This window comes from Polaromonas sp. YR568 (genome assembly GCF_943369675.1).
In the GTDB taxonomy this organism is placed as follows: domain Bacteria; phylum Pseudomonadota; class Gammaproteobacteria; order Burkholderiales; family Burkholderiaceae_C; genus Polaromonas.
Genome location: NZ_CALROB020000035.1, coordinates 45,045 through 57,227, shown reverse-complemented (window position 1 = coordinate 57,227; position 12,183 = coordinate 45,045). Strand labels below are relative to the sequence as shown.

At 65.1% G+C, this 12,183-nt stretch carries 13 protein-coding genes; 7 read left to right on the top strand and 6 right to left on the bottom strand.

Annotation, left to right across the window (positions count from 1 at the left end; translation table 11 throughout):
• Window positions 1–223: 223 nt before the first annotated feature.
• The 3 genes from ACLV8F_RS18200 to ACLV8F_RS18190 all read right to left on the bottom strand — a co-directional run bounded on the left by ACLV8F_RS18200 (window position 224) and on the right by ACLV8F_RS18190 (window position 2,772).
• Window positions 224–868, bottom strand: coding sequence for a DUF924 family protein (locus tag ACLV8F_RS18200; protein ID WP_411885610.1), 645 nt, complete (start codon window positions 866–868; stop codon window positions 224–226).
• 18 nt (window positions 869–886) lie between these two features.
• Window positions 887–2,050 (bottom strand): branched-chain amino acid ABC transporter substrate-binding protein, encoded by a 1,164-nt coding sequence (locus ACLV8F_RS18195; protein WP_411885609.1) that lies wholly within the window; start codon window positions 2,048–2,050, stop codon window positions 887–889.
• Between the two features lie 311 nt (window positions 2,051–2,361).
• Window positions 2,362–2,772, bottom strand: a complete 411-nt coding sequence (locus tag ACLV8F_RS18190) for a DUF2306 domain-containing protein (RefSeq protein WP_411885608.1) — start codon at window positions 2,770–2,772, stop codon at window positions 2,362–2,364.
• 246 nt (window positions 2,773–3,018) lie between these two features.
• On the opposite strand from ACLV8F_RS18190, the gene ACLV8F_RS18185 reads away from it, so the two are divergent.
• Together ACLV8F_RS18185 and ACLV8F_RS18180 are read left to right on the top strand one after the other, a co-directional pair.
• Window positions 3,019–3,852 (top strand): undecaprenyl-diphosphate phosphatase, encoded by an 834-nt coding sequence (locus ACLV8F_RS18185; protein ID WP_411885607.1) that lies wholly within the window; start codon window positions 3,019–3,021, stop codon window positions 3,850–3,852.
• Window positions 3,853–3,974: 122 nt separating this feature from the next.
• Window positions 3,975–4,361 carry a DUF3597 domain-containing protein gene (locus ACLV8F_RS18180; protein ID WP_411885606.1) on the top strand — a complete coding sequence of 129 codons (387 nt, stop codon included), beginning with the start codon at window positions 3,975–3,977 and terminating at the stop codon, window positions 4,359–4,361.
• A gap of 15 nt (window positions 4,362–4,376) precedes the next feature.
• On the opposite strand, the gene ACLV8F_RS18175 is transcribed toward ACLV8F_RS18180, so the two are convergent.
• Both ACLV8F_RS18175 and ACLV8F_RS18170 read right to left on the bottom strand, forming a co-directional pair.
• On the bottom strand, window positions 4,377–5,882 hold the full coding sequence (locus tag ACLV8F_RS18175; RefSeq protein WP_411885605.1) for an acyl-CoA-binding protein: 1,506 nt from the start codon (window positions 5,880–5,882) through the stop codon (window positions 4,377–4,379).
• Between the two features lie 10 nt (window positions 5,883–5,892).
• Window positions 5,893–7,173, bottom strand: coding sequence for an MASE1 domain-containing protein (locus ACLV8F_RS18170; RefSeq protein WP_411885604.1), 1,281 nt, complete (start codon window positions 7,171–7,173; stop codon window positions 5,893–5,895).
• Between the two features lie 172 nt (window positions 7,174–7,345).
• Between ACLV8F_RS18170 and ACLV8F_RS18165 the strand changes: the two genes are divergently transcribed.
• Genes ACLV8F_RS18165 through ACLV8F_RS18155 form a run of 3 tightly spaced genes read left to right on the top strand, consistent with a single transcriptional unit; the run spans window position 7,346 to window position 9,426 of the window.
• Complete coding sequence (locus ACLV8F_RS18165) at window positions 7,346–7,873, top strand: 2,4'-dihydroxyacetophenone dioxygenase family protein (RefSeq protein WP_411885603.1); 528 nt, start codon at window positions 7,346–7,348, stop codon at window positions 7,871–7,873.
• A 27-nt stretch (window positions 7,874–7,900) separates the two neighbouring features.
• Window positions 7,901–8,620 carry an SDR family NAD(P)-dependent oxidoreductase gene (locus ACLV8F_RS18160; RefSeq protein ID WP_411885602.1) on the top strand — a complete coding sequence of 240 codons (720 nt, stop codon included), beginning with the start codon at window positions 7,901–7,903 and terminating at the stop codon, window positions 8,618–8,620.
• Window positions 8,620–9,426 carry an IclR family transcriptional regulator gene (locus ACLV8F_RS18155; RefSeq protein ID WP_411885601.1) on the top strand — a complete coding sequence of 269 codons (807 nt, stop codon included), beginning with the start codon at window positions 8,620–8,622 and terminating at the stop codon, window positions 9,424–9,426. The genes ACLV8F_RS18160 and ACLV8F_RS18155 overlap by 1 nt, the downstream gene beginning before the upstream one ends.
• Window positions 9,427–9,570: 144 nt before the next feature.
• Here the strand turns inward: ACLV8F_RS18155 and ACLV8F_RS18150 are convergent, their stop codons facing one another.
• Complete coding sequence (locus ACLV8F_RS18150) at window positions 9,571–10,596, bottom strand: zinc-binding alcohol dehydrogenase family protein (RefSeq protein ID WP_411885600.1); 1,026 nt, start codon at window positions 10,594–10,596, stop codon at window positions 9,571–9,573.
• A 113-nt stretch (window positions 10,597–10,709) separates the two neighbouring features.
• Between ACLV8F_RS18150 and ACLV8F_RS18145 the strand changes: the two genes are divergently transcribed.
• Together ACLV8F_RS18145 and ACLV8F_RS18140 are read left to right on the top strand one after the other, a co-directional pair.
• The gene (locus tag ACLV8F_RS18145) at window positions 10,710–11,612 is read left to right on the top strand and encodes a LysR family transcriptional regulator (protein ID WP_411885599.1); all 903 of its coding nucleotides are present in this window, start codon (window positions 10,710–10,712) and stop codon (window positions 11,610–11,612) included.
• Between the two features lie 198 nt (window positions 11,613–11,810).
• A complete protein-coding gene (locus ACLV8F_RS18140; RefSeq protein WP_411885598.1) occupies window positions 11,811–12,179 on the top strand; it encodes an HPF/RaiA family ribosome-associated protein in 369 nt (122 codons plus the stop codon).
• The last annotated feature ends 4 nt before the right edge of the window (window positions 12,180–12,183 follow it).

Genomic DNA, 12,183 nt, shown 5'->3' with positions numbered 1-12,183 from the left:
GCCAGCGGCCCGAGCGCCACCACCAGGCCCATGATCATCAGGCGCAGGGCGGGGCTGAGGTCGTAAAGGTTTTGTGCAGCCATGTTTAATTAACAAGAACCGCAGCCGCAGCGCCGAAGTTATCCAGGCAAGCATGAGCCGCGGGACTGGCTTTGCCAGACCGCAGGCGGGCGGCCCCCTCGGGGGGCAGGGAGCGACACGAAGTGCGCGACCGTGGGGGCTTTTATTGCCCGAAGCGTGGCCCCTTGAGCAGAAAGTCTTTTTCTTCGGGCGTGTCGGTGCGCCCCAGGGCCGCATTGCGGTACGGAAAGCGGCCGAAACGCACAACGATGTCCCGATGCTTGCGCGCGAAGTCCAGGTTGTCCTGCAGGCGGACCTTCAGGGACTGGGGTGCGTCGGCGACCAGCCGGGTGAAGCTGGCCACGCACTCGTCCTGCAGCGCCAGGTTTTCGGCGTGCATCAACGGCATGTAGAGAAAGACGCGGCCGGCCCAGGGCAGTTGCCGGTCTTCACCGGCCGTGATGGTACGCAGCACCAGCTGCTGGGCGCGCGCATCGCCGGCAAAGGCCTGGGCCTTGCCGCGAAAGACGTTGCGGGTGAACTGGTCGAGCAAAATCACCAGCGCCAGGCGCGTGAGGGGAGGCTGCTCCCAGTCACGCAGGCCGCCGGCCACGGCTTGCTGCACGGCGGCGCCGAAGCGCGCGCGGATCTCGGCGTCCAGTTCGGCGCCGCCGCTGAACCAGCGTTTGGCCTGGTCCTGCGTGGGCCATTCCTTGTGGATGCCGTCGCCCAGCCAGAAGTCCAGGACTTCGGCGGGCGTGGCGCTTGCGCTGTTGGCAGCGGTGGAAGGTGTGGTGGGCTCGGTCATGACGACCGGCAGCTTAACTTACCAGCGGTCGGAGCGCAGTTGCAGGTCCCATACCCCTTTGCGCACGGCGTAAACGCCGACCACGCCGTAGCGCTGCTCGCCCACGTTGTCCCACTTCATGGAGCCGGTGATGGGCGCGTAGCCGTCGAAGGTGCGCAGGGTCTGGGTGATTTTTTCGGGCTTGACCGAGTTGGCGCGGCGCATGGCGCCGGCCAGGATGTACATCGCGTCATAGGTGTAGTGGCCGCCGTAGGCCGGCTCCATCTTGAAGGTGTCCTGGTACTTGCTCAGGAAGGCCTTGCCGTTGACGAACTCCTTGGCGTCCAGGATGGGCGAGGTGGCGTACAGGCCCTTGACGACGTCGCTGCCCTTGAGCATGGCGGTGGTCTTGATGGTGTCGCCGCCCAGGATGCTGACCTGCTGCGTGTAGTCGATCTTCTTGAGCGCTTCCATCAGCGCGAGGATCTGGAAGTCGCCCTGCGTGGAGACGATGACCTCGACGTTGCCGGCCTTGATCTTGGCGGCCAGGTCGTCGAAGGCGGTGGTCTTGTCGTCGGACGAATAGGTGACGACCACTTCCTTGTTGGCTTTCTTCAGCTCGGCCGCGGCGCCGGTGGCCAGGCCCTTGCCGTAGGTGGTGCCGTCGTCGACCACGGCGAACTTGTTGGCATTGAGCTGGTTGGCGGCGAAGGAGCCGATGGCGCGGGCCTGCAGGTTGTCGTTGGCGACCAGGCGGAAGGTGGTGTCCAGGCCGAGTTCGGTGAATTTGGGGTTGGTCGAGATGGCGAGCTGGGCGACGTGCTTTTCTGCATAGACCGGCGCGGCCGGAATGCTCACGCCGGAGTTGAGGTTGCCGATCACGGCGACCACGCCGGCATCGATCAATTGTTTGGCGACTTCCACGCCGGCCTTGGGATCGGAGCGGTCGTCCATCGCGATGATTTCGATCTTGACCGTCTTGCCCTTGATCTGGAAGCCTTCCTTGTTGAGCTCGTCCACCGCCATCTTCACGCCGTTGTGCAAATCCTGGCCCAGCGCGGCGAGGTTGCCCGACAGCGGCTGGGCAACGCCGATCTTGATGGTGTCGGGCGGGTTGTCGCAGCCTGACAGCAGGGCGGAGCCTGCGACAACAGCGGCGGTCAGGGCCGCCAGGGTATGGCGGCGGGTGGTGGTTTGGGTCATGGTGAAACCTGCATTGGAGTGGGTGTAACTGAATGTAGATTTCAGCCGTGTGAAGCGGTAGTAGGGTTGGCCTACTTTGGCTTGAATATGAGAGTAGATTAGTTTTACTAATGAGTTGGATTGGTTCATTTCACCCGAAAAACGCACCGAAATGGTTTATTTGTTGACCAAATTGGTTCACCCCCGTCCAAGCTCACTGCGTGTAGCTTGTTCCCCCCTCAAGGGCGCGGCGCCTGCGGTCTGGCGAAGCCAGTCCCGCGGCCCCCACTGGTTGGGGTTCGCGCTTAATTGATAGTCGGTGCAGAAGCGGCTTAGAGCAGGCCGAGCTGGGCCCACAGGAGCTTGCCCAGGTAGCGGTCGGGCATCAGCGTGAACACACCCGCCACAAGGCATGCGCCTATGTAGAGGCCCTGCATGGCCTTGCGGTGGCCCGTGATGTTGCCGTGGCTCAAATGCCAGAACGCGCCGGTCAGGCTGAACAGCACGAAGGGCACCAGCAAGTGGATGGGCGTGTAGCCGGAGATATTGGGATAGTCGTAGTCGCGGATGAAAACCGCCGTTGCGGCGGTGACCAGCATCATCGTGACGAAGGCATACCCAAAAGCGCGGTGCAGCTTGGGCCGCTGCAGGCGTCCCTTGCGCGCCCACAGCGCGACCGGCCCGAGGACGATGGCGCTTGCGGCGGAACACAGATGAATGGCGATGAGTGGGCTAAGTTGCATGGCTGTAGCTCCGTTGAGAATGTGGGGGCAAAAATTGTGCGCCTGGGAGGTACCGTTGTGGCAAAAATTCTTCGGCAAATATTCCCACCCCCGTCCGGTGAAATTGGCTCACCCCCGTCCAGGCTCACTGCGTGTAGCCTGTTCCCCCCTTGCAGGGGGCGGCGCCTGCGGTCTGGCGAAGCCGCAGGCTACACGGAGTGAACGACCGTGGGGGCGATAATCCAGGCTTCATTTCTGGAGCCCGCATTGGACATTGCACTGTTGATCAAAGCCGCCATCATGGGCATCGTCGAAGGACTGACCGAATTCCTTCCCATCTCTTCAACCGGCCACCTCATCCTGGCCGGCGCGCTGCTCGGGTTTGACGACGACAAGGCGAAAGTGTTCGACATCGCGATCCAGACCGGCGCCATCTTCGCGGTCATCCTGGTTTACTGGCAAAAAATACGCGCGACCGTGGTGGCGCTGCCGACCGAAAAGCAGGCGCAGCAGTTTGTGCTGAACGTGCTGGTGGCCTTTGTGCCGGCGGTGGTGCTGGGCCTGCTGTTCGGCAAGGCCATCAAGGAGCACCTGTTCACGCCTGTCGTGGTGGCCAGCACTTTCATCATCGGCGGCTTCATCATTTTGTGGGCCGAAAAGCGCCAGCAGAACAACCCCGCCGTGGCGCGCATCCAGGAAGTGGAAGCGATGACCATGATGGACGCGCTCAAGGTGGGCCTGGTGCAGTGCCTGGCGATGATCCCGGGCACCAGCCGCAGCGGCGCAACCATCATTGGCGGCATGCTGCTGGGCCTGTCGCGCAAGGCGGCCACCGATTTCTCCTTCTTCCTGGCCATGCCCACGCTGATAGGCGCGGGCGCCTACAGCCTCTACAAGGAACGCGCGCTGCTGTCGATGGCGGACCTGCCGATGTTCGCGGTCGGCCTGGTGTTTTCCTTCTTCAGCGCCTGGCTGTGCGTGCGCTGGCTGCTGCGCTACATCTCGACCAACAGCTTTGTGCCGTTTGCGTGGTACCGCATCGCTTTCGGCATCGTGGTGCTGGCCACCGCCTGGAGCGGGCTGGTGAACTGGGCGGGATAACTCCTCGGGTTATCCGCGCGGAATAGCCGCGGGGGCTTCAACGCCGATTGGCGTGACGTCTGACAGGCGCCGCCACATTCCGGTGTTAGGCTGGATTTTTCAACTCCATCCTGAGGCGCACCATGAGTATTCTCGGCAAAATTTTCGGCAAGATTTTTCCCTCGCTGCAAAAGCCCGACGCCGCACCGACGGACGCCCCTGGAACCGTGACTGCGGCGCCCGCCCCGGCGCCCGCGGCGCCGCCCATGCAGCAGGTGGACGTCGAAGCCCTGCTCAACGACATGGCCAGCAAGAACCCGGAAAAACTCAACTGGAAGACGTCCATCGTCGACCTGATGAAGCTGCTGCACCTGGACAGCAGCCTGGGCGAGCGCAAGGAACTGGCGAAAGAGCTGGGCTACACCGGCGACATGAACGACAGCGCCACGATGAACATCTGGCTGCACAAGCAGGTGATGAACAAGCTGGCGGCCAACGGCGGCAAGGTACCCGCCGACCTGATGGACTGACCCTGCAGAGAGCGCTCAGGCGGACCTGAGCTTCTCCACCAGCGCCGCATAAGCCGCCATCGCCTCTTCGCGGCCCATGCCTTTGCGCTGGGCCCAGGCGTCGTACTTGGCGCGGCCGGTCACGTCCATCATGCCCGGGCGCTCGCCCGTTGCGTCGCCCACCGTGGCCTGTTTGTAGAAGGCGTAGAGCGCCAGCAATTCGTCGTTGCCGGGCGGCTTGGCCAGTGTCTTGACGGCGATGCCGGCGGCTTCAAAGGCGCGCTCGGTCTCGCTGGGGCCCGCGGGCGCCACCGGCGCGCCGAAGTGGGCGTCTTCCAGCGCCACGTCGTCGGGGAACCAGCGCGCGTCGAGCAACCGGCCCGAGCGCACGGCAAAAGCCAGCACGCCTTGCGACATCAGCCCTGCGGCCGTGAGGGTGGCGGGCAGCACGGCGATGCCGGCATTGAACACCGTTTGCCCGAAGGCGGTGAACTTCACGTCACCGGCCCAGGGCAGCATGGCCTGCAGGCCCTTGTTGCCGCGGTAGATGCCGCTGGCACGGTTGGCGCCGGGCTGGAACCAGGCCATGTCGGACGCGCCCCTGGCGAAGATGCCGGCAAAGTCACCGGCTTCCAGCGACGCGCGCAGCGCCTGCGCAAAAGCGTCCAGCGCTTCCGTACTCATCTTCGGGTCGTCCACCGCCATGCCCAGCGAGGCGGCGCTGCTGGCGCCGAAGAATTCGAGCACGTTGCGCGCCACCTGTTCGCGGTCGTTGTCGACGCAGATCATGTGGTAGCTGTTCTCCAGCACCACCATGCGCGCCTTGGCGCCGCCGATTTGTTCGACCAGGTAGTTGGCGGAGGCCAGGCTGGTGAGTTCGTCTTCGCGCGCGTGGATGACCAGGGTTTCGCTGGCCATGTTTTTGAGGTCCGTCATGACCCAGCGGCGCAGGCGGTCGACCTGGCGCACGCAGGCCAGCGGCACCCAGCGGTAGTGGAAGTTTTCGCCGCGCGCGAACTTGGCCTTGACGATGGCGCGCAGCTGTTCGTTCTTGATGCCGAAAGGGTCTTCTTCTTCTACCTTCATGCGCGCGGGAACGCCGGGCACGTAATACATCAGGTGGCGCGCCGGCGTGTACCAGGCGGTGGCCCAGCCGTCGATGTAGATGGGCGGGGCCAAGGCGATCAGCTTGCCGCGCGTGTGTTTCTGGCGCTTGGCCAGCTCGGTGGCCAGCAGCGCGCCCATGCACATGCCCATGATGTGGAAGTTGTCGTGCTGCGCGGCGACCTCGTGGTACTTGGCCGTGACGGCTTCCATCCATTGCTCGGCGGTCACGTTCACCAGGTCTTCGGGCGTGGTGCCGTGGCCGGGCAGGGTGAGCGAATGCGTGACGAAGCCGGCGTTCTTGAGCCGCTTGTGCATGGAGCCCAGGTCGTATTGCGTGCCGCCCAGGCCGTGGATCAGGAAAACGGCGGGCGTGCTTTTGTCCACGGCCGGCCCGGCTGCGGCGGGCGGTGTGACGGGAGGGGTGGCGGTGTCCATGGCCATGACCTCAGGCCTCGACTTCCAGCAGCACGGCGACCTGCTCGACCTGGCCGTCGGCGCCGCGCACGCCCGACAGGCGCGCGCTCACGGCGGCCACGCGGCCATCGCTCCAGCGCAAGGTGTTCTTCCACAGCGCGTGTTCGCGCTGGCCCTGCGCCAGGTCGCGCCAGTCGGCCAGCAGAGCGGGCTGCTCCTGCGGGTCGGCGTGGGTGATGAAGTCCTGCACGGTGAGCAGCCCGGCGGCGTTGGTGCGCAGCAGTTCGCTGGCGCCTTCGCCCCACTGGGCGGCGCCGGTTTTGGCGTCGAAGTTGGCGACCACGGTGCGGTTGGAGTCGAGCACCTGGCGGTAGCGAGTGCGCCAGTCCTGCGCCTGCGCCAGCGCCTGCGTGGCGGTGGCGCCCAGCGCGTTGACCACGCCCACCAGCAGCGCCATCACGGCCACATAACCCTGGACTTCGATCACGGCCTCGCCGGCAAAACCTTCAACCTCGGCAAACGGCCCGCCGCCGGCGTTGGTCCAGGCGATCAGTGCGAGCGCGCCCAGCAGCGTCGCCACGGTGGCGCCTCGCTCTTTCCAGAGGATGGCGGTGACCACCATGAAAGGCAGCGGCAAATAGGTGAGCGTGGGGCCCAGCGAAGCGCTGAAGCGGTCGGAGACGTCGCTCGAGAAAATCAGCGCCGCCACCACAAAAAACAGCACAAAGGTGCCGGCGCCGGCGAGGAACTGGCTGGTCGCCATGCCGCCCGAGCGCTTGACCTTGAAGCCGGCGAAAGAGGTGACCAGCGGCGCGATCAGCAGGATGCCGACAAAGGTGGTGCAGGTCCACACGCGCCATTCCGTCAGCATCGGGATGGTTTGCGGCAGCGCCCAGCTCCAGAGCACGATGGCGATGCCGCCGCCCAGCGCGGAGGTGAGCAGCGCACCCAGCAGGAAGCCGGCGTAAGCCTTGCCCGGTTCGCTGCGGCCGTCGGGGCCGGGCGCGCGCAGCAGGCGCGCCACCCAGGCGCCCAGGCTGGCCGCCAGCGCTTCGTTGGCGCCAAAAGCCAGCGCGGGCAGCAGCGCCAGGCCGTCCAGCAGCGACAGCGCGACGGCCGCCAGCGCGGCGCCGGCCAGCACGGCGGGGCGTTTGGCGGGCTTGACCACCATCAGCGCGCCGAAGGTCACCCCGGTGGCCAGCCAGACGGAGGCGCTCAGCGTCATCGCGTTGCCCATGCTCTGGGACAGGATGGCCGCGACGGCCCATGCAAGAAAGGTCACGGCAAGGGTGACGATGAAGGGCAGGGCCATGGAATTCTCCTCGCAGAGTCGCTCGTTGTTGCTCGGCTGGACGCCGGATGGTGGGGCTTAGTTTATCCAGTCTGTTGTCACTATTACTTAGGTGTTTAAGGGTAAATCCCCGCGACTTCAATGCAGTCGATATCTACCATATGGACGCATATCCACAATATGGACAAACATCATGCCCGTAGACAGTCCCGACCAGACACCCCTGATGCCCTACCAGTACCCGAACCCGCCCGACGCGAGGCCGGAAATCGTGGTGCAGCACGCCATCCCCACCGACGAGCGGCTGTGGGTGCCGCAGGCCGAGAACGTCTGGTTCCGCCCGCTGTGCCTCAATGCCAGCCAGGGCTACTGGATGAACCTGCTGCGCGTGCGCAAGTCCGGCGTGCTGAGCCGGCACCGCCATCCGCAGGCGGTGCACGGCTTTGTGCTCAAGGGCCGCTGGCGCTACCTGGAGCACGACTGGGAAGCCACCGAAGGCAGCTACGTCTTCGAGCCGCCCGGCGAAACCCACACGCTCTACGTGCCGGAGGACGTCGAGGAAATGATCACCTACTTCCAGGTCAACGGTGTCATGTACTACACCGACCCTTACGGCAAGGGCATGGGCTACGAAGACGTGTTCACCAAGATAGAAATGTGCAACAGGCACTTTGAAGCCGTCGGCCTGGGCGCCGGCTACACCCAACAATTCATCCGCTGAGCGCGGCCATCTTTCAGGAATTCATCCATGACTTACCAGGCTGACCTTTTTAAAGGCAAACGCGCGCTAGTCGCCGGGGCGACGCAAGGCATAGGCGCCGTCATCGCGAATCACCTCGCGGCGCTGGGCGCCGAAGTCACGGCGCTGGGACTCGGCGGTGGCGACGGCTCGCTCGATGCGGCGGTCGAGGTGCGCCAGGCCGACGTGACATCGGCGGCCAGCCTGGATGCGGCGCTGGCCGGCATCGCCACGCTGGACATCGTTTTCAACTGCGCCGGCATCATCCAGCGCGGCGCCGAGCACGACCTTGAGGTGTTTGAAAAAGTGCTGGCCGTCAACCTGACCGGCACCATGCGCGTGTGCACCGCCGTGCGCGAGCGCCTGAAAGCCAGCCGCGGCTGTATCGTCAACACCGCCTCCATGCTGAGTTTTTTCGGCGGCGGCCTGGTGCCCGGCTATGCGGCCAGCAAGGGCGGCGTCGCCCAGCTCACCAAGTCGCTGGCGATTGCCTATGCGCCCGACGGCATACGCGTCAACGCGATTGCCCCCGGCTGGATCGCCACGCCGCTCACGCAAGCCCTGCAGGACGACCCGGCGCGCGCCGGCCCCATCCTGGCGCGCACGCCCATGGGCCGCTGGGGCACGCCCAAGGACGTGGCCGAGGCCGCGATGTTTCTCTGCACGCCGGCGGCCAGTTTCATGACCGGCGTGATCCTGCCCGTGGACGGCGGCTACATGGTGTCGTGATGGCGCCGTCCGCCCCGTCGCAGGTCGCGGGCACGGCCGCGTTCTCCAAATTCATGCACGTGCTGCAACTGGTGGCCGACTCGGAGCAACCGCTCAACGTGGGCGCATTGGTCAAGGCCAGCGGCTACCCCAGGCCCACGGTGCACCGCATCGTCGCCGCGCTGGTGGCCGAGGGCTTGCTGGTCGAAAACGAGCGCGGCGCCTTGTTGGCGCTGGGCCCGCGCCTGATCCAGCTGGCCAGCCGCAGCTGGGGCCGCTCAGACCTGCGCGTGGCCGCGGTCGATGAACTCAAACGCCTGCGCGACCTCACCGGCGAAACCGTGCACCTGGCCGTGCCCAATGGCCGCACCATGGTCTACATCGAAAAACTCGAAAGCCCGAGCGCGGTACGCATGGCGTCGCGCATAGGCACCAGCGTGGCCCTGCACGCCACGGCGGTCGGCAAGGCTTACATGGCGGCGCTGGAGCCTGCCGTGCTGGAGCCGCTGCTGCGGGGCTTGCCTTTGCCGCGCTACACCGGCAACACGCTGGTGACGCTGGCCGACTTGCGCGGGCAGTTGCAGCTCACGCGCGAGCGGGGGTGGTCTGTGGATGCCGAGGAGCATGAGGCGGGGATTTTTTGCTACGGCGCCGTGATACGCGGCAGCCGTGGTTTGCCTGTTGCCGCGATCAGCGTGAGTACCTTGATGTTTCGGCAGAAGGCTGAGCCTGAGGCCGCTTATGTTGCGCCCTTGCTGGAGGCTTGCCGGGTGATTTCTGAGAGGGTAGGGGAGGTGCCTGCCTTGGCGGGGGCTGATATTTTTTAGCCCGGTCTTGCTCCGGCGGGGCGCCCTCTGCGTAGGCTTGCTGGCCGGGCTACCCCCGGCCAGCAGAACTAAGAAGAAAGCGCCCCGTCGGAACAAGACCCGAACGACGTAGAGGGTCAAGCCCGTCTGGCAAAGACAAAGGACCTAAATCCACCCTTCCAACACAACCTTCCCCCGCGCCTTGCCAGACTCAACCAACTCATGCGCCTTCCGCAAATTGGCCGCGTTGATCGCGCCAAAGGTCTGCGTCAAGGTCGTGCGGATCAAACCTGAATCGACGAGCTGGGCCACCTCGTTGAGCAAGCGGTGCTGCGCCACCATGTCGGGCGTGTTGAAGAGGGCGCGGGTGAACATCAGTTCCCAGTGGATGGATGCGCTCTTGCGTTTGAACAGCGTGATGTCGAAGTTCACCGGGTCGTCGATCAGGCCGAACTTTCCTTGCGGTGCGATGGCTTCGGCGATTTGCGCCAGGTGGCTGTCGGTTTGCGTGAGGCAGACGATGTAGTCCACGGCGGGAATGCCGATGCGCTTGAGCTCTTCCGCAATCGGGCGGCTGTGGTCGATGACGTGGTGGGCGCCGAGCTCTTTCACCCAGGCCTGGGTTTCGGGCCGTGAGGCCGTGCCGATGACGGTGAGCGAGGTCAGGCGCGTGGCCAGCTGCGTCATGATGGAGCCGACACCGCCCGAGGCGCCGATGATCAGCAGCGTTTTGTTGTTCGGTGTTTTGCCCGGGGCTATGCCCAGGCGGTCGAACAGCATTTCCCAGGCGGTGATGCTGGTCAGCGGCAGGGCGGCGGCTTCGGCGTAACCCAGGGTTTTCGGCATGCGGCCGACGATGCGTTCATCGACCAGGTGCAGCTCGCTGTTGGTGCCGGGCCGGGCGATGGAGCCCGCGTACCAGACCTTGTCGCCGGCCTTGAACAGCGTGACCTCGGGGCCGACGGCGCGCACGATACCGCTGGCGTCATAACCCAGCACCTTGTAATCCGGGCCGGCACTGCGGGCCGCGTTTGCACGTACCTTGGTGTCTACCGGGTTCACCGACACCGCTTTGACCTCGACCAGCACGTCGTGGCCCGCGGGCGTCGGGTCGGGCAGGGTGATGTCGGTGAGGCCGGCCTCGCCTGGGGCGTTGAGTGCGTGGGCCTGGATGTAGCCGATGGCTTTCATGGTGTAGTTCCTTTACGGGTAGTTGTACTCAAAGCAATGCCTGAACTGTATGGGTTTTGAAAATCAAGATAAACAAGCGATCAATTGAAGCTATTTACAAATAAAATTTGTAAATGAAAGCCCTTCAAGACCTGGAGATTTTTGTCCGCACCGTGGACTCGGGCAGCCTGTCGGCCACCGCCCGCAGCCTGGGCCTGACGCCGGCCGCCGCCAGCGCTGCGCTCAAGCGGCTGGAAGAAGAACTGCAGGCGCCGCTGTTTGTGCGCTCGACGCGGAGCCTGCGCCTGACGCGCGAAGGCGAGGTGTTCCTTGCGCATTGCCGGCCCGCGCTGGCTGCCTTGCGCGATGCGCAACTGGAGCTGGCCAGCGGCCGGCAGCAGGCGAGCGGCGTGCTGCAGCTGGCCGCGCCGTCCGACTTCGGCCGCAATCTTTTGCTGCCCTGGCTGGAAGAGTTCCAGCAATTGCACCCCGGCATCCAGTACCGGCTGCATTTGTCGGACCGCGTCACCAATGTCTACAGCGACCTTGTCGATGCCGCCTTCCGCCAGGGCGAGCCGCCCGATTCGAACATGCTCGCCTTGCCGGTGCACCTGACGAATCGCCGCGTGCTGTGCGCCTCACCGGCTTACCTGAAAGCGCGCGGCACGCCCGAAACGCCGCAGGCGGTGGCCGCGCACAGTTGCCTCTGCTTCATGCTCGGCGAGGACGTGTACGACCGCTGGAAGTTCTGGCGCGACGGCGAAGAGGTCACGGTGCGCGCCGGCGGGGGCAACGTTGCCAATGACGGCGACGTGGTGCGCCTGTGGGCGCTGGCCGGGCGCGGCATCATCTACAAATCGCGGCTGGATGTGACGGCGGACCTGGCCGCGGGCCGCCTGGTGGCGTTGTGCCCCGAGTGGCAAACGGAAGCCTCGCCCATGTACATGGTGTTACCGGGGCGGCGGCAATTGACGCCGGGGCTGCGTTTGCTGCGGGAGTTTATCGGCGGGCGCTGCGCGGCATTGAGCGGCGACTAGTTTGCAACGGTGTGCCTTATCACGCAAGCGAATGCTTCAAACCCGCCCTTACCCCAGGGTTGCGTTCAGGACTACAGACCTGCATCGCGCTTGCGCGCACAATGAATTTTCAGCCGCCACCCTGGCGGATCGCAAGGCAGCCCGGCCCGCAGGCCCGCGCGCTGCCATTCCCGAAAGATTCCTGAAAGGAAAAACTCCATGCAAATCCAGGTCAATTCCAAGCACACGATGCACACCGGCGAATCCTTCGAGCGCTGGGCCAGCGGTGAGCTGCATGAATCGCTGAGCCGCTTCAAGGGCGACATCACGCGCATCGAGGTGCACATGAGCGACGAGAACGGCGACAAGGCCAGCCCCGACCAGAAGCGCTGCGTGATGGAGGCGCGCCTGGCGCATCACGACCCGCTGGCCGTCAACCACCAGGCGCCCAACCAGGACCTGGCGTTTCGCGGCGCGAGCGACAAGCTCAAACGCGTGCTGGACCACACCCTGGGAAAACTGCGCGACCACCACCGCGACCGCGAGACCATACGGCGCGAACCCGAGCCCGAAGCCGGTACGCCTTAGCCTG

What these genes read in the sequence shown, in the direction of transcription:
- ACLV8F_RS18200 (WP_411885610.1), bottom strand. Translation starts at nt 868, where the DNA reads ATGACCGAGCCCACCACACCTTCCACCGCTGCCAACAGCGCAAGCGCC.
- ACLV8F_RS18195 (WP_411885609.1), bottom strand. Translation starts at nt 2,050, where the DNA reads ATGACCCAAACCACCACCCGCCGCCATACCCTGGCGGCCCTGACCGCC.
- ACLV8F_RS18190 (WP_411885608.1), bottom strand. Translation starts at nt 2,772, where the DNA reads ATGCAACTTAGCCCACTCATCGCCATTCATCTGTGTTCCGCCGCAAGC.
- ACLV8F_RS18180 (WP_411885606.1), top strand. Translation starts at nt 3,975, where the DNA reads ATGAGTATTCTCGGCAAAATTTTCGGCAAGATTTTTCCCTCGCTGCAA.
- ACLV8F_RS18175 (WP_411885605.1), bottom strand. Translation starts at nt 5,882, where the DNA reads ATGGACACCGCCACCCCTCCCGTCACACCGCCCGCCGCAGCCGGGCCG.
- ACLV8F_RS18170 (WP_411885604.1), bottom strand. Translation starts at nt 7,173, where the DNA reads ATGGCCCTGCCCTTCATCGTCACCCTTGCCGTGACCTTTCTTGCATGG.
- ACLV8F_RS18165 (WP_411885603.1), top strand. Translation starts at nt 7,346, where the DNA reads ATGCCCGTAGACAGTCCCGACCAGACACCCCTGATGCCCTACCAGTAC.
- ACLV8F_RS18160 (WP_411885602.1), top strand. Translation starts at nt 7,901, where the DNA reads ATGACTTACCAGGCTGACCTTTTTAAAGGCAAACGCGCGCTAGTCGCC.
- ACLV8F_RS18155 (WP_411885601.1), top strand. Translation starts at nt 8,620, where the DNA reads ATGGCGCCGTCCGCCCCGTCGCAGGTCGCGGGCACGGCCGCGTTCTCC.
- ACLV8F_RS18150 (WP_411885600.1), bottom strand. Translation starts at nt 10,596, where the DNA reads ATGAAAGCCATCGGCTACATCCAGGCCCACGCACTCAACGCCCCAGGC.
- ACLV8F_RS18145 (WP_411885599.1), top strand. Translation starts at nt 10,710, where the DNA reads ATGAAAGCCCTTCAAGACCTGGAGATTTTTGTCCGCACCGTGGACTCG.
- ACLV8F_RS18140 (WP_411885598.1), top strand. Translation starts at nt 11,811, where the DNA reads ATGCAAATCCAGGTCAATTCCAAGCACACGATGCACACCGGCGAATCC.